The sequence below is a fragment of the Pseudomonas citrullilanati genome, assembly GCF_030580855.1.
In the GTDB taxonomy this organism is placed as follows: Bacteria; Pseudomonadota; Gammaproteobacteria; order Pseudomonadales; family Pseudomonadaceae; genus Aquipseudomonas; species Aquipseudomonas citrulli.
Map to the genome: position 1 here is coordinate 44,554 of NZ_JAUQOP010000012.1, position 19,536 is coordinate 64,089.

Genomic DNA, 19,536 nt, shown 5'->3' on the forward strand with positions numbered 1-19,536 from the left:
GCTTGTGGGGAGCGTCGCTTGCGAAGATGTTTGCTGTCACGGAAGTTTGCCGCCTTCACGAGCAGGCTCGGTTCCAGAGGGCTTGCACAGAGGGGCTGCTGTCTGTTTCGACAGCAGCGGGCAGCGAGGGCAGCGCGATTTATTGCAGGCTAGCGTGCAGGCGACGGGCCGCTTCCTGGCCGCTGAGCCAGGCACCTTCGACCCGGCCGGACAAGCACCAGTCGCCACACACGTACAGGCCCAGGTCGGCGTCGGCCAGGGCGCCCCATTCGTGGCTGCCGGCGGGGCGGGCGTAGAGCCAGCGGTGAGCCACGCTGAAGTGCGGCGCAGGCATGGCGCTGTGCAACAGTTCGGCGAAGGCGCCGTGCAGGTGTTCGATCACCGCCTCCTTGGACAGGTCGATGTGTTGCCGGCTCCAGTCGCTGGTGGCGTGCAGGACCCAGGTATCGAGCGTGCTGTCGCGCCCCGGTTTGCTGCGGTTGCGGGCCAGCCAGTCGAGGGGGCTGTCTTGCACGAAGCAACCCTCCATGGGGGTGTCCAGCGGCGTCTCGAACGCCAGGGCCACCGCCCAGGTCGGGTCCATTTTCACCCCGGCCGCCACGCCGGCCAGCTTCGGTACGGCCGCCAGCAATGCCGTGGCCTGGGGCGCCGGGGTGGCGATCACCACCTGGCCAAACGGGCCGTGGGTGAAGCCCTCGGCGTCTTGCAAGTGCCAGTGCTCCTGGCCGCGATACACCTCGGTGATCCGGCAGGAAAACTGCACGTGCAGCTTGCCGAGCAGGGCGCGGGTGATGGCGCTCATGCGGGGCGTGCCGACCCAGCGGGTCTGCTCGTCCGGCGAGGGGCTCAGTTGCCCGCCCTGGAAATTATAGAGTTGCGGGTTCCACTCCGCGGCCCAGCCATTGGCCTGCCAACGCTGGACTTCGGTGACGAAGCGGCGGTCGCGGGCGGTGAAATATTGAGCGCCCATGTCCAGCGCGCCGGCGTCGCTGCGCTTGCTGGACATGCGTCCGCCGCTGCCATGGCTTTTGTCGAAGAGTTGAACGATGTGCCCGGCCTCCGTCAGGGCCTGGGCGGCTGAGAGTCCGGCGATGCCGGCGCCGATGATTGCGATGGGTACAGTCATGAGGGCCTCGTTTACCTTTTCTGTACAGACTACGCCGTCGTTTAAACCTGTACAATTCGGGTTTTTGGTATAAGTTTTACCGTTCGCGTTCGGATAGGTTGTCCTATTGTTAAACACAGACCCTGTCCGATACGAAAAATCCCTGCTTATAAAAATAGACTAATGGGCTGGGTAAAACGCGACGCGAGGAAGCTCTCATGCACATATTGCTGACCGGCGGTACTGGTTTGATCGGGCGTCAGCTCTGCCACCTCTGGTTGGGGCAGGGCCATCGCTTGACGGTCTGGAGTCGTCGCCCCGACGAGGTGGCGAAGATCTGTGGGGCGCAGGTCAGGGGCATTGCCCACCTCGACGACATCGTCGAGCCCGTGGATGCGGTGGTGAACCTGGCCGGCGCGCCGATTGGCGATCGTCCCTGGACCCACAAACGCAAGATGTTGCTGTGGAGCAGCCGCATCACCCTGACCGAGGTATTGCTGGCGTGGTTGGAACGCTGCGAGCAGAAACCGCGGGTGCTGGTTTCCGGTTCGGCGGTGGGCTGGTATGGCGACGGTGGCGAGCGCGAGTTGACCGAGGCGTCGGGGCCGGTGAGCGAGGATTTCGCCAGCCAGTTGTGCATCGCCTGGGAAGAAACCGCGCAACGTGCCGAGGCCATGGGGGTGCGCGTGGTGCTGGTGCGAACCGGGCTGGTGCTGTCCGCCGAGGGCGGCCTTTTGTCGCGGCTGGCGCTGCCGTTCAAGCTGGCGTTGGGCGGGCGTATCGGCAATGGTAGGCAGTGGATGCCATGGATTCATATCGACGATCAAATCGCCCTGATTGATTTTCTTCTGCACCAGCAGGACGCCAGCGGTCCTTATAATGCCTGCGCGCCGAACCCGGTGCGCAATCGCGATTTCGCCAAGGCCCTGGGGCGCGCGCTGCACCGGCCGGCCTTGGTGCCGATGCCGGAGCTGGCGCTGAAAGTCATGCTGGGGGAGTTGTCCTTGCTGTTGCTGGGCGGGCAGCGCGCCACGCCGGCCCGATTGCAGGCGGCAGGCTTCACATTCCGCTTCACCGATTTACCTGCGGCCCTGGATGACGTGTCCAGCCGCCTTTGAAATAGGACGTTGCATGACCGATCACGCGTTGCTTCTGGTTAATCTGGGTTCGCCTGCTTCCACCTCGGTGGCCGATGTGCGCCGCTACCTCAATCAATTCCTGATGGATCCGTATGTCATCGACCTGCCATGGCCGGTGCGCCGCTTGCTGGTGTCGCTGATCCTGATCAAGCGCCCCGAGCAATCGGCGCATGCCTACGCGTCGATCTGGTGGGAAGAGGGTTCGCCGCTGGTGGTGCTCAGCCGTCGCCTGCAACAGGCCATGACCGCCCAATGGACCCAGGGGCCGGTGGAACTGGCGATGCGTTACGGCGAGCCGTCCATTGAGTCGGCGCTGGTGCGCCTGGCGAGCCAGGGGCACAGGAAGATCACCTTGGCGCCGCTGTATCCGCAGTTTGCCGACAGCACCGTCACCACCGTGATCGAGGAAGCCAGGCGGGTGGTGCGGGAGAAGAAGCTCGACGTGCAGTTCTCGGTCCTGCAGCCATTCTACGACCAGCCGGAATACCTCGACGCGCTGGTCGCCAGCGCCAAGCCCTACCTGATGCAGGACCACGATCACCTGTTGTTGAGTTTCCACGGCCTGCCGGAACGGCACCTGACCAAGCTCGACCCCACGGGGTTTCATTGCTTCAAGGACGCCGATTGCTGCCGCAATGCACCGCCGGAGGTCATGGCGACCTGTTACCGCGCGCAGTGCATTCGCACGGCCGAGCTGTTCGCCCAACGCATGGGGCTCAAGGACGGCCAATGGTCGGTGTCGTTCCAGTCCCGGCTGGGCCGCGCCAAGTGGATCGAACCCTACACGGAAGCACGCCTGGAGGCGCTGGCCAACAGTGGTGTGAAGAAAGTGCTGGTGATGTGCCCGGCGTTCGTGGCCGATTGCATCGAGACCCTGGAAGAGATTGGCGATCGCGGGCGCGAGCAGTTCCGCGAAGCGGGCGGGGAGGAGTTGGTGCTGGTGCCGTGTCTCAATGATGAGCCGCAGTGGGCCAAGGCGTTGAGCACTCTATGTGAACGGGCGCCGATCGCTTTGTAACATTCAAAGCCCCCTCGCGAGCAAGCTCGCTCCCACAGTGGACCTAGAGTGATCACAAAACATGTGTACACCGCAGATCTCATGTGGGAGCGAGCTTGCTCGCGATGGCTTTCTGACTGACAGCAAAGTACTTCAGATCAGCGGTTCATCCGCCTTCTTGTGCTTCCAGCTGTCATTGCCCGGCAGCAGCAGGTTCAGTGCGATCGCCACCACCGCGCACAGCGCGATGCCCTTGAGGCCGAAGTCATCCGGGCCGGTGCCGGTGCCCACCAGCACGCCGCCGATGCCGAACACCAGCGTCACCGACACGATCACCAGGTTGCGCGCTTCGCCCAGGTCGATCTTGTGGCGGATCAGCGTGTTCATGCCCACCGCCGCGATCGAGCCGAACAACAGGCAGAGAATCCCGCCCATCACCGGCACCGGGATGCTTTGCAGCAACGCGCCGAACTTGCCGATGAACGCCAGGCTGATGGCGAAGATGGCCGCCCAGGTCATGATTTTCGGGTTGTAGTTCTTGGTCAGCATCACCGCGCCGGTGACTTCGGCGTAGGTGGTGTTGGGCGGGCCGCCGAAGAGGCCGGCGGCGGTGGTGGCGATGCCGTCGCCGAACAGGGTGCGATGCAGCCCCGGCTTCTTCAGGTAGTCGCGACCGGTCACGCTGCCCACCGCGATCACGCCGCCGATGTGCTCGATGGCCGGCGCCAGTGCCACTGGAACGATGAACAGGATCGCCTGCCAGTTGAACGCCGGCGCGGTGAAGTTCGGCAGGGCGAACCACGGGGCGGCGGCGATCTTCGCGGTGTCCACCACACCGAAGAAAAACGCCATGGCAAAGCCCACCAGCACGCCGGAAATGATCGGCACCAGGCGGAAGATGCCTTTGCCGAACACCGCGACGATCAGGGTGGTGAGCAGGGCCGGCATCGAGATCATCATCGCTGTCTGGTAATGGATCAGCTCGGTGCCGTCGCCGGCCTTGCCCATCGCCATGTTCGCGGCAATCGGCGCCATCGCCAGGCCAATGGAAATGATCACCGGGCCGATGACCACCGGTGGCAGCAGGCGGTCGATGAACCCGGTGCCCTTGATCTTCACCGCCAGCCCCAGGAAGGTGTAGACGAAGCCGGCCGCCATCACGCCGCCCATGGTCGCGGCCAGGCCGAACTGGCCCTTGGCGAGGATGATCGGGGTAATGAAGGCAAAGCTCGACGCCAGGAACACCGGCACCTGGCGCCCGGTGACGACCTGGAACAGGATCGTGCCCAGGCCGGCGGTGAACAGCGCCACGTTCGGGTCCAGCCCGGTGATCAATGGCATCAGGACCAGAGCGCCGAAGGCGACGAACAGCATCTGCGCGCCGGACAGCACCTGGCGCCAGAGCGGATCGTTGAACTCATCCTGCATGCTCAGGCGTCCTTCTGCTTGGTGCCGAAGATCTTGTCGCCGGCATCGCCCAGCCCCGGGATGATGTAGCCATGTTCGTTGAGCTTCTGGTCGATGGACGCGGTGTAGATGGTCACGTCGGGGTGTGCGTCCTGCACGGTCTTGATGCCTTCGGGCGCGGCCACCAGCACCATCGCGCGAATGTCACGGCAACCGGCTTTCTTCAGCAGGTCGATGGTGGCGACCATGGAACTGCCGGTAGCGAGCATCGGGTCGATGATCATGGCCAGGCGTTCGTCGATTTCCGGTACCAGTTTTTCCAGGTAGGTGTGGGCCTGCAGCGTTTCTTCGTTGCGAGCCACGCCCACCGCGCTGACCTTGGCGCCCGGGATCAGGCTCAACACGCCCTCGAGCATGCCGATGCCGGCGCGCAGGATCGGCACCACGGTTATCTTCTTGCCGGCGATTTTCTCGACCTGGACCTTGCCAGCCCAACCGTCGATCTCATAGGCCTCCAGGGGCAGGTCCTTGGTGGCTTCGTAGGTGAGCAGGGCACCGACTTCCTGGGCAAGCTCCCGGAAGTTCTTCGTGCTAATGTCGGCGCGGCGCATCAGGCCGAGTTTGTGTCTGATCAGCGGATGGCGGATCTCGAGGATGGGCATGGGGAAGGCTCCGGCGGCGGGCAAAAAAACCGGCCTAGATTAATCTATCCGAGGGTGATGTCCTATAGACAATACAGAACGTTAGTCCACAAACGCTTGATCTGGCCGGGCGGGATGCGTACCTTTGCCCGCTTTTCCGAACCCTGCCCCCCTGGAGAGCGCCATGTCCGCTGATCTCGAGCATATCCGTCAAGTCATGCGAGAGGCTGACTGCCTGTACACCGAAGCCGAAGTCGAAGCGGCGATCGCCCGTGTCGGTGCGCAAATCAACGAGCAACTGGCCGAGTCCAACCCGGTGGTGTTCTGCGTGATGAACGGCGGGCTGATCTTCTCCGGCAAGCTGCTGACCTACCTGAACTTCCCGCTGGAGGCGTCGTACCTGCACGCCACCCGTTATCGCAACGAAACCAGTGGCGGCGACCTGTTCTGGAAGGCCAAGCCGGAAGTCTCGTTCATCGACCGCGACGTGCTGATCATCGACGACATCCTCGACGAAGGGCACACCCTCGGCGCCATCATCGACTTCTGCAAGCATGCCGGCGCCCGCGCCGTGCATACCGCCGTGCTGATCGACAAGGACCACGACCGCAAGGCGCGTCCCGACCTGAAGGCCGATTTCGTTGGCCTGCCGTGCGTCGATCGCTACATCTTCGGCTATGGCATGGACTACAAAGGCTACTGGCGCAACGCGAACGGTATTTTCGCCGTCAAGGGCATGTAAGCGATGACTCGGCCCAGCTTTCTGGATCAAGCGCTGTTCGACGAATTGGCCGGGAAAGCGGCGGCCAGTCCTCGCGGGCGGCAGCATCACAACTTCCATGAGATGGACGAACCTTGCCATCGCATGGCGGTGGGCTTGCAGCCTTCGACCTACATCCCGCCGCACCGTCACCTGAGTGCCGACAAGGCCGAGACCCTGCTGGTGCTCAAGGGCCGGCTGGGGGTGTTGATCTTCGATGAAAGCGGCGCGGTGGTGGACAAGCGCGTCCTGCAGGCCGGCGGTGATTGCCTGGGTGTCGACCTGCCGGCCGGCGTGTATCACGGCCTGGTGGTGCTGGAAGCCGACAGCCTGATGTTCGAATGCAAGGCAGGCCCTTACCGCCCCGTGGGCGACGGCGAACTGGCCCATTGGGCGCCCCGCGAAGGCGAAGCTGGCGTGGCCGAGTACCACGCCTGGATGCGCGCCCAGTTCGACTGACCTGTGGCGAGGGGATAAATCCCCTCGCCACATGAATCATCTGCACCCTCACTACAGATCAAGCCAACCTTGGGTGAGCGGTGCCACCGGCCAGCCATTGCTCACTCTTGACCCGCGCCTGCTCCAGCGTCCTCACATACGCCAGTTGGCGCTGCTCGCGATGGATGCCGGCGCGGCGCAGCTTCAGCCGCACCCGTGGCGCGGTCGCCACCAGGATCAGGCCGATGCCCTGCTTGCGGTAATCCTTGAGGATACTTTCGAACGCCGCCAGTGCGGTCATGTCCAGCATCGGCACGGCACTCATCTCCACGATCACCACCCGAACCCCCGGATCGAAGTGGCGCAGCACGTCCAGGGCCTTTTCGGCCGCAGCGAAGAACAGCGGTCCGCGAATGCCATAGCAGCGCACGGGCTCGGGCAGGTCCAGCAAGGCCTGGTGGACGTGGCGGGGCAGTTCGGTGCTGTCGGTCAGTTCACTCATGCGCTTGATGAACAGCCCGGCGGCCAGGAGCAGGCCGACGGCGACGGCCAGCACCATGTCGAACAGCACCGTCAGGCCCAGGCAGGTCAGCAGCACCAGCACGTCGCTGCGCGGGGCGATGCGCAAGGTGTGCAGCACATGCCCGGCTTCGCTCATGTTCCAGGCGACCATCACCAGCAATGCCGCCAGCGCGGCCATGGGCAAGTAGCTGAACAGCGGCGCCAGCAACACCATCGCCAGCAGCACCACCAGGCTGTGGATGATCGCCGCCAGCGGCGAAGACGCGCCGCTGCGCACGTTGGTGGCGCTGCGGGCAATGGCGGCGGTGGCGGTGATGCCTCCGAACAGCGGCGCCACCAGGTTGCCCAGGCCCTGGCCCATCAGCTCGGCATTGGGGTCGTGCTTGCTGCCGGTCATGCCGTCGGCCACCACGGCGCACAACAGCGACTCGATGGCGCCGAGCATGGCGATGGCGAAGGCGGGGCCCAGCAACTGGCGGATCAGGTCATAGGAAAGTGCCAACGGCCGGCCCTGGCCATCCGGCAGATTCCAGGGCCAGTCGAAGCTCGGCAGGAACGGTGGGATGCCCGGGTAGGCGACGCCCTCCACCACATAGCCGAAGCGTTCCCCCAGTGTCGCGACCGGCAGGCCCCAGCGCTCCATCGCCAGCCCCAGCAGCGCACCCACCAACAAGGCGACCAGGTGCCCGGGGACTTTCGGCACCCAGCGCGGCCAGGCGACCAGCACCGCCAGGCACACGGCGCCGATGAGCCCATCACCGAGACGAACGCTGGGCAGTGCCACGATCAATTCGCCCAGTTGTTCGAGGTAGTGTTTGGCTTGGCCTGCGGTGGTCAGCCCCAGGAGATCCTTCAGTTGCAACGTGGCGATGACCACGCCGATCCCGGCGGTGAAGCCCAGGATGACCGGATAGGGAATGTATTGGATCAGCCGTCCGGCGCGCATCAGGCCCAACGTGATCAGGATCAGGCCGGCCAGCATCGTGCACAGCAGCAGGCCTCCCAGGCCATATTGCTGGGTGATGGGCAGCAGGATCACCACGAACGCGGCCGTCGGCCCGCTCACGTTGAAGCGCGAGCCGCCGGTGAGGGCAATCAGCGGCGCGGCCACCAGCACGGTGTACAGGCCATGTTGCGGCGGCACGCCGACGGCGATTGCCAGGGCCATGGCCAGGGGAATGGCGATGATCCCGACCGTGAGCCCGGCCACCAGGTCGCCGCGCAGGCGTGCAAGGGTGTAGCCGGCCCGCCAGCTCTGGCGCCAGGCGGCAAACAAGGGTGGGGCGGAGAAGGACATAAACACTCCACGGAATGAATAGGGCAACACCGAACGCCCGGCAAACACATGACGGTGGCGAGGGGATAAATCCCCTCGCCACAATAGGTCTTACTAAGGCGTCTGCACTGATGGCCTTTTGAGTATGCCGCGCACGACGCCAGGCTGCATTGACCCTGATCGTTTATTTTTACCCATCGCCCCCATGCTAGAGTGCCGGGCCAAGATCCCGGAGCCTGTCATGCCTGTATCGATCCGCCGTTGCGCCACTTCGCTGTTGATCGCCAGCCTGCCCTTGACGGCCATGGCCGCGCCGATGCACAGTCAGTTCCTGCCCCCCGACGACCTGGTGGCGCGCCAGGAGCAGCCCGAACAACAACAGTTGCTGCAGGTCACCGAGTATTCGGTGGTGCTGGGCAACCAGCGCCAGTCCAACCAGCAGCCGATACCGGTCACCTCACCCTTGCTGGTACGCCTCAAGGGCAAGCCGTTGAACAAGGGCGCCACCCTCAACCAGGTGATCCTCAACTTCGACGGTGAAAGCAAAAGCCTGAAGAAGCCGGTCTTCGACGAAGCCAGCAAGACCCTCACCCTGACTTATCCACAAGCCCAGTACCGAGTGGTCATCGATCTGCTGCGCAATAACACGGTGTATGTGCAGTTCCTCACCTATGCCAACGGCCACATCTGGGCCGATCTGCACACTGGGGCCGAACGCTCGCGTTGAGCCTCGGGGCCTGCCGGGGGTAAACTGCCCGCCCCGTGAATCGTGCGAGTTGGAGCCGGCAATGCGTAAAGACAAGAAACAGGTGATTGGTGACGAGATTGGCGACGAACAGATCAAGCTGTTCCTCAATTTCGAACCGGTCGATGCCACTTCGCCGTCGCTGCACAAATTGATCAAGGCTTACCGTGGCCTGCGGGTCGACGACTTCGAACGGTTCCTGGCCTTCTTCGTCGAAGCCGGCCATGACCTCAATGGCAAGGACGAGCACGGTAACGATTTCGTGGCGCTGGTTCGCGACCAGCGTAATGCCGAGGATTACATCGAATTGATCGAGAAGGCACGTGGCTGATTGATCCTGGGCCTGCGTGCAGGCCTTCGGGCGCAAGCGCCTCGCCACGAAAGCGCCCTCCATGAAAAACGCCCCGCTCTCAGAGAGAACGGGGCGTTTTTCATGCGGCGAGCATCAAGCGTAGCTTGGGGTCTCGCTGCTTTGCTCGACCAGCTCCAACGCGACGTTGTTCTGCGCGTTGACCTTGCGATACAGCGCCGCGTCGGCTTCCAGCACTTTCTCCCGGGCCGGGAAGATTTCCGCGAGCTTGGTCGCCCACTCACCCTTGGCCTTGTCCGGGAAGCAGCGCTCGATCAGTTCCAGCATGATCGACACGGTCACCGAAGCCCCTGGCGATGCGCCGAGCAGGGCGGCGAGGGTGCCGTCCTTGGCGGCCACCAGTTCGGTGCCGAACTGCAGGATGCCGCCTTTCTTCGGGTCTTTCTTGATGATCTGCACTCGCTGGCCGGCCACTTCCAGGCGCCAGTCCTCGGCTTTCGCCTCGGGGTAGAAGCGCCGCAGCGATTCCAGGCGCTGTTCCATGGACTGCATCACTTCGCTGATCAGGTACTTGGTCAGGTCCATGTTGTCGCGGGCCACGGCCAGCATCGGGCCGATGTTGCCGGCGCGTACCGACAGCGGCAGGTCCATGATCGAGCCGTGCTTGAGGAACTTGGTGGTGAAGCCGGCGTAGGGTCCGAACAGCAGGGATTTCTTGCCATCGACCACGCGGGTGTCCAGGTGCGGCACCGACATCGGCGGCGAGCCCACCGCGGCCTGGCTGTAGACCTTGGCCTGGTGGTGCTTGACCACGTCCGGGTTGTCGCAACGCAGCCACTGGCCGCTGACGGGGAAGCCGCCAAACCCCTTGCTTTCCTCGATGCCCGACGCTTGCAGCAGCGGCAGGGCCGCGCCGCCGGCGCCGAGGAAGACGAACTTGGCGTCGACTTCACGGGTGCTGCCGGAGTTGACGTCCTTGATGCTCACGGTCCAGCCGCTGCCTTTGCGCTTGAGGCCGGTGACGCGCTTGCAGTACTTGACCTGGGTGTCCGGTGCGCTGGTCAGGTGCTTGAGCAACTGGTTGGTCAGGGCGCCGAAGTTGACGTCGGTGCCGTTCATGACGCGGGTGGCGGCGATGACTTCATCGGCGGGCCGGCCCGGCATCATCAGCGGCATCCACTCGGCCATCACGGCCTTGTCCTCGGTGTATTCCATGTCGGCGAAGGCGTGATGCTTACTCAGCAGCTCGAAGCGCTTCTTCAGGAACGACACGCCTTTTTCACCCTGGACGAAGCTCAGGTGCGGCACCGGGGCGATGAACGACCGGGAAGAGCCGAACGTGCCTTTTTTGGTCAGGTAGGTCCAGAACTGCTTCGACACCTCGAACTGGGTGTTGATGTGCACGGCCTTCTTGATGTCGATACTGCCGTCGGCCGCCTGGGGCGTGTAGTTGAGCTCACACAGCCCGGCGTGGCCGGTACCGGCGTTGTTCCAGGGGTTGGAACTCTCCGCGGCACCGGAATCCATCAGCTCGACGACTTCCAGCGAGATCGCGGGGTCGAGCTCCTTGAGCAGCACGGCCAGGGTGGCACTCATGATGCCGGCCCCTACCAGAACTACATCGACTGCTTCGTTATGCGCCATTTAACGCGTCTCCAAAATCTGCAGCACCAAATTGTCGGCATAGCGGCCAGGATTGGCGGGGCAGGTTGATGGTGCCCCAGGTACCCATGGCCAGGATCGCCATGTCCGAATCTTCGCAATTTTTCGCAACTACCGCGGATGCATGCAGCCTGGCCTCATGGAGTCACATGAACTCATTTAAGCGCCGGGCAGGCAATTCGACTTATGGCCGAGACATCCGGTAGCGCAACCAAATCCGTAGCGGACAGGCTTCAGGCAGCGGTTCTTAAACGATATCCGGTCCTGTGTCGTTGGGCTGTTTCAGACGCCAATGGTGCTTGTTCAGACGCAAAACTCTTCATTTGCTCGCCACACTCTCGTGAAGTTGTGAAAACCCGTTTTTTCACGCTCTTTTGAAGACGTGAACCTCAAAAAAGGGCTGTCCCAGCCTGGCACCGTGCCCGGTTTGGTTGCCCCCATGTAATACATGACAGGCAAAACGGGCAGACAGCTCAGTGACCGAGCGTAATGACAGCTCTGCAGATGCGCGAAAAGTGGTCGATGGCTTGAAGAACAGCAAGCACGCCAGCTTCACTCGATCTGTGTGGGCGGCTCTCTGTGGGCGGTGCGGGGTGCCAATACCAGCGCATCAGCGGTGTTGCGGGGCCCGATCAGGAGACGTCCTTATAATCGGGGGGAGATTGTATCGAAGAAACGCAGGGAAATGGTCGTGTTTAATGACTTTTATTAGCCGTCCGGTCAGATGGTCAACAGTTGCCGGTTGCGTGCGCGAGCCCGCAGCGGTTGCACGCGGGCGCTGGCGGGCAATGGCTGGTGCAACCAGTTGAGGCGGATCTCTTCGATTTCCACCCAGCCTTCGCCCATCGGCTGCAGGCTGCATTGCTTGAACGCCTGGCAGCGGCCATTGCTGTCCAGCAGGGCGAAGCTGCGGTGGTGAGGGCGCGGGGTGAACAGCGAAATCAGGAAGCGCATGATCGGATACCGGGTCAGGGAGCTTGAGGCAAGCCTGACAGCGGGCCATGACATGGCGGTGTAAGGACCGTGACAAAGGGGTGACAGGAACCGCTTTGCGCGGCCTGTGTCAGACATTTCAGTATTCATCGTCCGGTGCTAGTTCCAAGGCAGAGCCCGCCGCTATACTGCGGGCCTGTTCGTGCCCGATTCTGGAGAGAAGCGCATGTTGCAACGCCTGTTGTTCGGTTTGATCGCCGTGACCAGTCTGACCCTCGTCGGCTGCGCCCACAGCCCGCAACAACTCAACCCCGAGCCCAAGCTCAATGCCCAACTGGCGCCGGTGGGCCGTGGCCAGCCGGTGGCGGTGCGGGTGGTGGACGGGCGTCCCTCGCCGACCCTCGGCACCCGTGGCGGGCTGTACCCGGAAACCAGCGTGATCACGGTGCAGGGCGCACAGATCCTGCCCAAGTTGCAGGCCCAGGCTGAAGCCGCCGTCCGCTTGCTCGGCTTCACCCCCACCGCCAACGCATTGAATGCGCCGCAACTGACCGTGACCCTGGCCGAACTCAAGTACCAGTCGCCCAAGGAAGGCATGTACGTGACCGAAGCCACCATCGGCGCGACGTTCCGTTCCGACGTGCAGAACGCCAACCGCCGCTACAGCGGTCGCTACGGTGCGTCGCTGGACCAGCGCTTCGGCATGGCGCCCAACCAGGACACCAACACCAAGTTGGTCAGCGATGTATTGAGCGATGCCCTGACCCGGCTGTTCAAGGACCCGACCGTTGGCCAGGTGCTGGCTGAGTAAGCGTTCGACCTGTAACACCAACCTGTGGGAGCGAGCTTGCTCGCGATAGCGGTTAGTCAGTCGCCTGATGTGTGGCAGGACTGACGCTATCGCGAGCAAGCTCGCTCCCACAGGTTTTTTGTATCCTTTTCAGGCCGCCTGCGAATACAGCTCCAGCACGCTGATCCCGGTCAGCAGGTCGGTCTCGGGCAGGTCGGCATGCGGGTGGCCGCCGAGGGCGCAGTACACCAGCCAGTGCCGGTCCTGCACATTGAAGGACAAGCTGCCGACGAGGGCCTGCTGTTCGTCGCTGGGGCTGATGAGGTAGAGACGATCCTGGTTTTCGGCGTGAAGCATGGTGGGGTCCGTGCAGGTTTGGAAGGGCGACAGGGTGGCGTATCCAGATGACGAAACCATGACGGCGGAAATTAATCGCTCAGATCAGGCCTTGCCCCACAGGTCGGAAAAAACCGCCCAGGGCGGCAGGCTTTCGGTAGAATCCGCGCCCTGTTCGTAGGTCCCGGGCGCGTCCTGTCCGTTTTTCCCGCTTGAGGTTCGTGATGTCGCTGCATCTGTTTTCGCTGTTCGCTGCCCACCCCGCCAAACTGGTCAACCTGCTCGCGTTGCTGTTTGCCTGCCCGGGCGGTTGGGTGCTGCACGCGACGCGCCGACGTGAGCAACGGGCGCGGGCCTGCCTGCAAGCGCGCAGCGGCAATGGCGAGGAGCGTTTCGAAGCATTGCTCGACCTGGCGACCCAGCGCATGAACCGGTTCTTCTACCGGTTCGGTTTCGGCTGCCTGGCATTGGCGTTGCTGGTGTCCTGGATCAGCACGCAAATCTGACGAAGCAGCCCTGCCCGGCCATCGGGGATTGCCAGGCTAAGGCGCTGTTGTGGCGAGGGGATTTATCCCCGCTGGGTCGCGAAGCGGCCCCGTTCCGAAGATGGACCGAGCTATGAGCGCTTTGGGGCTGCTGCGCAGCCCAGCGGGGATAAATCCCCTCGCCACAGGAACGGCCTTCGCCTGCAAACATTGGCTTACAGCGCCAACCCCGCCTTGACCCGATACTGATTGCGCACCGGTGTTGCATATTGCAGCACCAGGAACGGCCGGTGTTCTGCCGGGCAAGCGTCCAGCCGGCGCTGCCATTCTTCCTCGGCCTTGGCCAGTTCCTCGGCACCGAACACCTCGGCCGCCGTGGGCACCTGCAACTGCGGGTCGGCATCCGCCCATTGGGCGTAGGCCAGGTAATGCACCGGGAACAACCGGTAGCCGCCGAGGATCTGCCGGTCCATCTCCACGGCCAATTGCTTGGTGTCCTCGTAGTATTCGGTGATCGGCGCGGCGAAGTTCACATGGACCCGGCCCTTGTAGCCGGTGATGCCCTTGGCGATGCTCACGTCGTCCTCGCCGGGCGCCTTGGTATAGGTGCCGGTGGTGGCGCGAATGTACAGCTCGCGGGCCTTGGCCTGGTCGCACGGGTCGTATTCGTAGCTGATGGACACCGGCGTGAGGTTCAGCGACTGGATCACCTCGCCGAAGGGCTCGTCCTTGCGGCTCATGTGGAACATCTTGAGGATCGCCGACTCGGTGCGGTCGTCGCCATCCTTGGCCCGGCCTTCGGCCTGGGCGATCCAGATCGAGGCGCAGTCGTTGCGGATCGAGTGGTTGATGTAGGCCGACAGCAATTGATAGGCCGCCAGTTTTTCCCGGCGCCCGGTGAGGGAGCGGTGCACGATGAAGCTCTTGTTCAGGCGCATCAGGTCGCTGACGAACGGCTTTTGCAGCAGGTTGTCGCCAATGGCGATGCGCGGCGTCGGCAGGCCGGCGTGGTACACGGCATAGTTGACGAAGGCCGGGTCCATCACGATGTCGCGGTGGTTGGCGAGGAACAGGTACGCGCTGCCGGACTTGAACTGCTCCACGCCGGTATACGTCACGCCGTCGGTGGCGCGCTCGATGGTGTGGTCGACATAGAACTCCACCTTGTCCTGCAAAGTGGCGACGGAGCTCACGCCGGCGAACTCACGACGCAATCTTTGCGCTATAAGGGGTTTGAGCATCCAGCCGAAAGCGCCGGCCATGCGCGGGAAGCGGAAGTGGGTGAGGATATCTAGAAACGCCTTGTCGCCGAGCAGCCGTGCCAGCACCGCTGGGACTTCACTGTCGTCGTAAGGTCGGATGGCATCGAATTCGCCCATCATGCTCTCTTGTTGGAAACGGCTAGGGTAAGTAAAGGTTCGCTTGAAAAAAACGACGGGGCACGGCCTGGAAGATAGCCAGGCGAAAATAGCCCTGCAAACAGACCGGCGATTATACGCACAAGTCACCTGGGAGGCCCGCGATGCTGGAAACTGCGCTTTATGATTGCCCCTATTGTGGTGAAGAGATCGAGACGTCCGTGGACCTGTCCGCAGGGGACCAGACCTATATCGAGGACTGCCAGGTCTGTTGCCGGCCGGTCACCTTCGTCTTGCAGGTGCATGGCGAGGAATGGCACCTCGAGGTCCATGGCGAAAACGACTGACGGGGGCGTGCCCATGCGACGCATCTACGAGCTGGAAAGCCTGATGGAAGGCGAGTTGCTGCAAGGCATGCTCGCCAGCGAGGGCATCACCGCGCACCTGGTGGGGCGTGACCTGGTGGGCGGCGCCGGCGAGTTGCCGATGCAGGGCCTGCTGGGGCTGGCGGTGGAGGACGAGCAGGCGCAGTACGCCCGGGAGCTGATCGTTGCGTACAATGCCGCGATGCCAGTGCCCGGCGATGAGCCGGAGAGCTACCCCGGCACGTTGGTCTGTTAGGCTTTGGGCGCAGAGCGTGGGGTCGTCCCTCGACGAATCCCCGTACAAGGCCCAGGCTGGCGGCCGTTTGATCAAGAGTCGTGTTACCCCATGTGTGGACGTTATGCCCTGTTTCGCTGGAACCCCGCTTTCGCGGCCTTGCCCGGCTTTCCTGCCGACCAGAAGGCCCAATGGAATATTTCGCCCAACGATTCGGTGCTGATGTTGCGTGCCGGCGCCGAGGGCCAGCGGGAACTGGCCCGGGCTCGCTGGGGGCTGACCCCGCCCTGGCTGACCGACCTGTCCCGCACCCCGGCCCACGCCCGGGCCGAAACCGTGGCCGAGCAACCCATGTTCCGCGAGGCCCTGCGCCTGCGCCGCTGCCTGCTGCCGGCCAACGGTTTCTATGAATGGCGCGGGGGCACGCGCAAGCGCCCGTACTGGCTGACGCCGGGGGAGGGTTCGTCGTTGTTGTTCGCCGCGATCTGGGAGGCGTACCCAGTCCAGGAACAGGTCTGGCTGAGCACCGCGGTCATTACCCAGCCGGCGGCGGGGCAGCGTCGGCCATTGATCCTGGATCAAGAAGGCCAGCGCCTGTGGCTCGACCCCGAGACGCCATTGCATGCCTTGCAAGGGCTGCTGGCCAGCGAACCGGCGCCGCTGCGCGAGCGGGTGCTGGCCAACCTGGTCAATGACCCGAAGCTCAATGGGCCGGAGTGCCTGACGCCGGCTTGAGGGTGTTGGTGCGGGTGCTGGTGCCTTTCGCGAGCTGGCTCGCTCCCACAGGTTGCGCGGCGCGTTCCATTGTGGGAGCGAGCCAGCTCGCGAAGACGCGTCGGAATCAAACCCTGAACTGATTGATCAACCGCCGCTGCTGTTCCGCCAGCTTGGTCAACCCGGCGCTGGCGGCGCTGGATTCGTCCGCGCCGCTGGCAACTTCGTTGGCCACCTGGCCGATGTTGATCACATTGCGGTTGATGTCATCGGCCACGGCGCTCTGCTCCTCGGCGGCGCTGGCAATCTGGGTGTTCATGTCGCTGATCACCGACACCGCCTGGGTGATCGTCTCCAGGGCCTGGGCCGCCTTCGCCGCGTGCTGCACGCTTTCATCGGTGCGGTGCTGGCTGTCTTCCATCACCCGCACCACATCCCGGGTGCCTTGTTGCAACTGCTGGATCATCGACTGGATTTCTTCCGTGGCCTGCTGCGTCTTCTGCGCCAGGTTGCGCACCTCATCGGCGACCACGGCGAAGCCGCGACCCTGTTCACCCGCGCGGGCGGCCTCGATGGCGGCGTTGAGGGCGAGCAGGTTGGTCTGCTCGGCGATCCCGCGAATGGCGGTGAGGATGGCGTTGATGTTCTCGCTGTCCTTGGCCAGCGTCTGCACCACGCCCACCGCCTTGCCAATCTCCACCGCCAGCGCGCCGATGGCGGTGGAGGTGTCCTGCACGATCTGCATGCCCTGGCTGGCGGCCTGATCGGCGTGGCTGGCGGCTTGTGCGGCCTGGGACGCATTGCGGGCCACGTCCTGGGCGGTGGCGGTCATCTCGTGGACGGCGGTGGCCACCTGATCGATCTCCGACATTTGCTTGTGCACGCCCTGGTTGGTGCGGATCGCGATGTCGGCGGTGTGTTCCGACGAGTCGCTGACGCTCTGCACCGAGGTCACCACTTGCGTGATCATGCCTTGCAACTTGCTCAGGAAGGTGTTGAACCCCCTGGCGATCGAACCCAGTTCGTCGGCGCGGTCGCTGACCAGTCGACGGGTCAGGTCGCCTTCGCCCTGGGCGATGTCATCGAGCATCGCCACCATCTGCTTGAGCGGCCGGGCAATGCCATGGCCCACCAGCCAGATCACCAGCAGGCCGACACCGGCAATCGCCAGGCCCACCATCGCCATGCCGAAGATGTCGGCCTGGCGCTGATGATCGAGGTCGTCCTGCAAGGCCTGCAGGTCAGCCATCACGGCGTTCAGCGGCAGTTGCAACATCAGTGTCCAGCGTGCGTTGGTGTCGCCGATGCCGAACGGCATGTACACCTCGATATGCCCGTGTTCTTCATCGATGTCGTAGCGCACGTCGTCCGCGCCGAGCTTGCCCAGGTTGTCCAGTTCGCTGGCGTCGAGCAGGTCGCTGGCTTTTTCCCCGAGCTTGCTCGGGTCTTTGGTGAAGGCCACGAAGCGGTTGTTGCTGGAGAGCAAGGCCATTTCCCCGGCGCCGTCGTACAACTTGCCGTCGGCGGCCACGAGCATGTCCTGGATGAAGTTCACCGACAGGTCGGCCCCGACGATGCCCTGGAACTTGCCGTCGATGAGGATCGGCTCGATGAATGAGGCGAGCATGGTCATGGTGTCGCCGACGCGGTAGGGCGCCGGGTCGATCACGCAGGCCTTGCGGCTGTCCTGGGAACACAGGTAGTACTCACTGGCACGAATGCCGGTGGAAAGCAGTTTCTGGTCGGTCACGTCGGCGAGTTTTTCCAGGCCGAGGGTGCCGTCCTGGTTGCGAAACCACCAGGGCAGGAAACGCCCGTTGGTCTCCATGCCCACCACCTGGCTGTTCACGTAGCGGGCGTCGTCGTGATCGATGGCGTTCGGTTCCCAGGCGATATAGGCGCCCAGGACCTTGGGATTGCGCACCACGGTTTCGCGCAGCAGGCTGATCATCTGCTCGCGAGGCACCTTCAAGGGCGGGTTGCCGTCCGCGCCCTGCATGCCCATCAGTGCGTTGGTAGTGGCCAGGCCCTTGGCGAGCTGCAGCGGCGCCTCCAGTTCCCGTTGGATCAGGCTGGCCTGGGTGCGGGCCAGGGCGCCGAGGCGCTGTTCGATGAGCTGTTCGAATTGCGCCCGGGTCCGTTGTTGCACCATCTCCTGGGTGCGGGCGCCGGCAAACAACGCGTACAGCACCAGGGCGCCGACCACGCTGAGGACGATAGCGCCGGCCAGGGCCGCTACGGAAAACTGGATCGATTTGAATTTCATAAAGGCTCCGGACGCAGGATGACGTCTGGAACTTGTATCGGCATTTTGGCGCCCCGGCATGAGGCGCTGTTCGTCGGATGACTGTTTTGGCTGGGTGAGTGTCGCAAATGGAAACGTGGGCGTTTTCCGAAAAATCGGTAATCCATCGTCATGTATCTGGCGCCGATACAAATCACCGCCTAGGATACGCCCACGTTTCCAGGGAGCTTCTTATATGCACAAGACATTGATGGTGAGTGTACTGGGCGCGGGCCTGCTGCTCGCCGGTTGCCAATCGGTGAATACCACCAGCGGCGGCGCCGTGGGCGTGGAGCGCAAGCAGTACATGTTCAGCATGTTGTCGACCGACGAGGTCAACCAGATGTATGCCCAGTCCTACCAGAAGACGGTGGGCGAGGCGAGCAGCCAGGGGGCGTTGGACAAAAACAGCAATGAAGCCAAGCGCGTCCAGGCCATTGCCAGCCGGCTGATCGCCCAGGCGCCGGTGTTCCGCCCGGACTCGGCGCAGTGGAAGTGGGAAGTGAACCTGATCAAGAGCGACGAGCTCAACGCCAACTGTGGCCCTGGCGGCAAGATCATTTTCTACACCGGGTTGATCGATTCGCTGAAACTCACCGACGATGAAATCGCCGCGGTCATGGGCCATGAAATCGCCCACGCCCTGCGCGAGCACGGCCGCGAAGCGATGTCCAAGGCCTACGGTATCGAGATGGCCAAGCAGGGCGCCGGTGCCTTGTTCGGCCTGGGCCAGGACAGCCTCGCCCTGGCCGACACCGTGGCCAACTATGGCATGACCCTGCCCAACAGCCGTGCCAACGAGAACGAAGCCGACCTGATCGGCCTCGAACTGGCGGCCCGTGCCGGCTACAACCCGAACGCCGCGATCACCTTGTGGAACAAGATGAGCAAGGCCTCGGAAGGGGCGCCGCCGGAGTTCATGAGCACCCACCCGGCGTCGAGCAGCCGGATTGCCTCGTTGCAGGCGGCAATCCCCAAGGTGATGCCGCTTTACCAGCAGGCCAAGAAGTAAGCCTCATCATGCGTTGAGGCGG

21 protein-coding genes and 1 pseudogene are annotated in these 19,536 nt (G+C 63.5%); 12 read left to right on the plus strand and 10 right to left on the minus strand.

The genetic code is table 11. From position 1 onward, the window contains the following. Nucleotides 1-139: 139 nt before the first annotated feature. Nucleotides 140-1,126 carry an NAD(P)/FAD-dependent oxidoreductase gene (locus tag Q6A48_RS10855; protein WP_304554102.1) on the minus strand — a complete coding sequence of 329 codons (987 nt, stop codon included), beginning with the start codon at nt 1,124-1,126 and terminating at the stop codon, nt 140-142. A 197-nt stretch (nt 1,127-1,323) separates the two neighbouring features. On the opposite strand from Q6A48_RS10855, the gene Q6A48_RS10860 reads away from it, so the two are divergent. Next, nucleotides 1,324-2,223, plus strand: coding sequence for a TIGR01777 family oxidoreductase (locus Q6A48_RS10860; RefSeq protein ID WP_304554103.1), 900 nt, complete (start codon nt 1,324-1,326; stop codon nt 2,221-2,223). Between the two features lie 13 nt (nt 2,224-2,236). Continuing rightward, complete coding sequence (gene hemH / locus Q6A48_RS10865) at nt 2,237-3,262, plus strand: ferrochelatase (RefSeq protein ID WP_304554104.1); 1,026 nt, start codon at nt 2,237-2,239, stop codon at nt 3,260-3,262. Nucleotides 3,263-3,394: 132 nt separating this feature from the next. Here hemH and Q6A48_RS10870 read toward each other — a convergent pair whose 3' ends face one another. Together Q6A48_RS10870 and upp are read right to left on the minus strand one after the other, a co-directional pair. Beyond that, nucleotides 3,395-4,669: a uracil-xanthine permease family protein gene (locus tag Q6A48_RS10870; RefSeq protein WP_304554105.1), complete on the minus strand. Its 1,275-nt coding sequence runs from the start codon at nt 4,667-4,669 to the stop codon at nt 3,395-3,397. Nucleotides 4,670-4,671: 2 nt separating this feature from the next. Further along, entirely contained in the window at nt 4,672-5,310 is a 639-nt protein-coding gene (gene upp, locus Q6A48_RS10875; protein WP_304554106.1) for a uracil phosphoribosyltransferase, read from the minus strand. Between the two features lie 163 nt (nt 5,311-5,473). On the opposite strand from upp, the gene Q6A48_RS10880 reads away from it, so the two are divergent. Both Q6A48_RS10880 and Q6A48_RS10885 read left to right on the plus strand, forming a co-directional pair. Continuing rightward, a complete protein-coding gene (locus Q6A48_RS10880; RefSeq protein ID WP_304554107.1) occupies nt 5,474-6,031 on the plus strand; it encodes a hypoxanthine-guanine phosphoribosyltransferase in 558 nt (185 codons plus the stop codon). A 3-nt stretch (nt 6,032-6,034) separates the two neighbouring features. After that, nucleotides 6,035-6,508: a WbuC family cupin fold metalloprotein gene (locus Q6A48_RS10885; protein ID WP_304554108.1), complete on the plus strand. Its 474-nt coding sequence runs from the start codon at nt 6,035-6,037 to the stop codon at nt 6,506-6,508. A 58-nt stretch (nt 6,509-6,566) separates the two neighbouring features. Here Q6A48_RS10885 and dauA read toward each other — a convergent pair whose 3' ends face one another. Continuing rightward, the gene (dauA, locus tag Q6A48_RS10890) at nt 6,567-8,306 is read right to left on the minus strand and encodes a C4-dicarboxylic acid transporter DauA (protein ID WP_304554109.1); all 1,740 of its coding nucleotides are present in this window, start codon (nt 8,304-8,306) and stop codon (nt 6,567-6,569) included. 220 nt (nt 8,307-8,526) lie between these two features. On the opposite strand from dauA, the gene Q6A48_RS10895 reads away from it, so the two are divergent. Both Q6A48_RS10895 and Q6A48_RS10900 read left to right on the plus strand, forming a co-directional pair. Beyond that, nucleotides 8,527-9,012 carry a hypothetical protein gene (locus tag Q6A48_RS10895; RefSeq protein WP_304554110.1) on the plus strand — a complete coding sequence of 162 codons (486 nt, stop codon included), beginning with the start codon at nt 8,527-8,529 and terminating at the stop codon, nt 9,010-9,012. Between the two features lie 61 nt (nt 9,013-9,073). Further along, nucleotides 9,074-9,361, plus strand: coding sequence for a PA4642 family protein (locus Q6A48_RS10900; protein ID WP_304554111.1), 288 nt, complete (start codon nt 9,074-9,076; stop codon nt 9,359-9,361). Between the two features lie 114 nt (nt 9,362-9,475). Here Q6A48_RS10900 and mqo read toward each other — a convergent pair whose 3' ends face one another. Together mqo and Q6A48_RS10910 are read right to left on the minus strand one after the other, a co-directional pair. After that, nucleotides 9,476-10,984 carry a malate dehydrogenase (quinone) gene (gene mqo / locus Q6A48_RS10905; protein WP_304554112.1) on the minus strand — a complete coding sequence of 503 codons (1,509 nt, stop codon included), beginning with the start codon at nt 10,982-10,984 and terminating at the stop codon, nt 9,476-9,478. 738 nt (nt 10,985-11,722) lie between these two features. Next, nucleotides 11,723-11,956: a hypothetical protein gene (locus Q6A48_RS10910; protein ID WP_304554113.1), complete on the minus strand. Its 234-nt coding sequence runs from the start codon at nt 11,954-11,956 to the stop codon at nt 11,723-11,725. A gap of 205 nt (nt 11,957-12,161) precedes the next feature. Here Q6A48_RS10910 and Q6A48_RS10915 point away from each other — a divergent pair, with 205 nt between their 5' ends. Beyond that, the gene (locus Q6A48_RS10915) at nt 12,162-12,746 is read left to right on the plus strand and encodes a YajG family lipoprotein (protein ID WP_304554114.1); all 585 of its coding nucleotides are present in this window, start codon (nt 12,162-12,164) and stop codon (nt 12,744-12,746) included. 129 nt (nt 12,747-12,875) lie between these two features. Here the strand turns inward: Q6A48_RS10915 and Q6A48_RS10920 are convergent, their stop codons facing one another. After that, nucleotides 12,876-13,082 carry a hypothetical protein gene (locus Q6A48_RS10920; protein ID WP_304554115.1) on the minus strand — a complete coding sequence of 69 codons (207 nt, stop codon included), beginning with the start codon at nt 13,080-13,082 and terminating at the stop codon, nt 12,876-12,878. A 203-nt stretch (nt 13,083-13,285) separates the two neighbouring features. Here Q6A48_RS10920 and Q6A48_RS10925 point away from each other — a divergent pair, with 203 nt between their 5' ends. Further along, nucleotides 13,286-13,567, plus strand: coding sequence for a hypothetical protein (locus Q6A48_RS10925; RefSeq protein WP_304554116.1), 282 nt, complete (start codon nt 13,286-13,288; stop codon nt 13,565-13,567). Between the two features lie 194 nt (nt 13,568-13,761). Here Q6A48_RS10925 and Q6A48_RS10930 read toward each other — a convergent pair whose 3' ends face one another. Beyond that, nucleotides 13,762-14,928: a 1-acyl-sn-glycerol-3-phosphate acyltransferase gene (locus Q6A48_RS10930; RefSeq protein WP_304554117.1), complete on the minus strand. Its 1,167-nt coding sequence runs from the start codon at nt 14,926-14,928 to the stop codon at nt 13,762-13,764. A 140-nt stretch (nt 14,929-15,068) separates the two neighbouring features. On the opposite strand from Q6A48_RS10930, the gene Q6A48_RS10935 reads away from it, so the two are divergent. From Q6A48_RS10935 to Q6A48_RS10945, 3 genes are all read left to right on the plus strand, one after another. Beyond that, entirely contained in the window at nt 15,069-15,251 is a 183-nt protein-coding gene (locus Q6A48_RS10935; protein WP_304554118.1) for a CPXCG motif-containing cysteine-rich protein, read from the plus strand. Between the two features lie 13 nt (nt 15,252-15,264). Beyond that, on the plus strand, nt 15,265-15,525 hold the full coding sequence (locus Q6A48_RS10940; RefSeq protein ID WP_304554119.1) for a putative signal transducing protein: 261 nt from the start codon (nt 15,265-15,267) through the stop codon (nt 15,523-15,525). A gap of 90 nt (nt 15,526-15,615) precedes the next feature. After that, a complete protein-coding gene (locus Q6A48_RS10945) occupies nt 15,616-16,239 on the plus strand; it encodes an SOS response-associated peptidase (protein ID WP_304554120.1) in 624 nt (207 codons plus the stop codon). Between the two features lie 106 nt (nt 16,240-16,345). Here Q6A48_RS10945 and Q6A48_RS26065 read toward each other — a convergent pair whose 3' ends face one another. Continuing rightward, the gene (locus Q6A48_RS26065) at nt 16,346-17,188 is read right to left on the minus strand and encodes a methyl-accepting chemotaxis protein (protein WP_369811686.1); all 843 of its coding nucleotides are present in this window, start codon (nt 17,186-17,188) and stop codon (nt 16,346-16,348) included. A 15-nt stretch (nt 17,189-17,203) separates the two neighbouring features. Further along, nucleotides 17,204-18,544: pseudogene (locus Q6A48_RS26070) on the minus strand (methyl-accepting chemotaxis protein); the annotation flags it as partial. A 154-nt stretch (nt 18,545-18,698) separates the two neighbouring features. Here Q6A48_RS26070 and Q6A48_RS10955 point away from each other — a divergent pair. Then, the gene (locus Q6A48_RS10955) at nt 18,699-19,514 is read left to right on the plus strand and encodes a M48 family metallopeptidase (RefSeq protein WP_304554122.1); all 816 of its coding nucleotides are present in this window, start codon (nt 18,699-18,701) and stop codon (nt 19,512-19,514) included. Nucleotides 19,515-19,536: the final 22 nt, after the last annotated feature.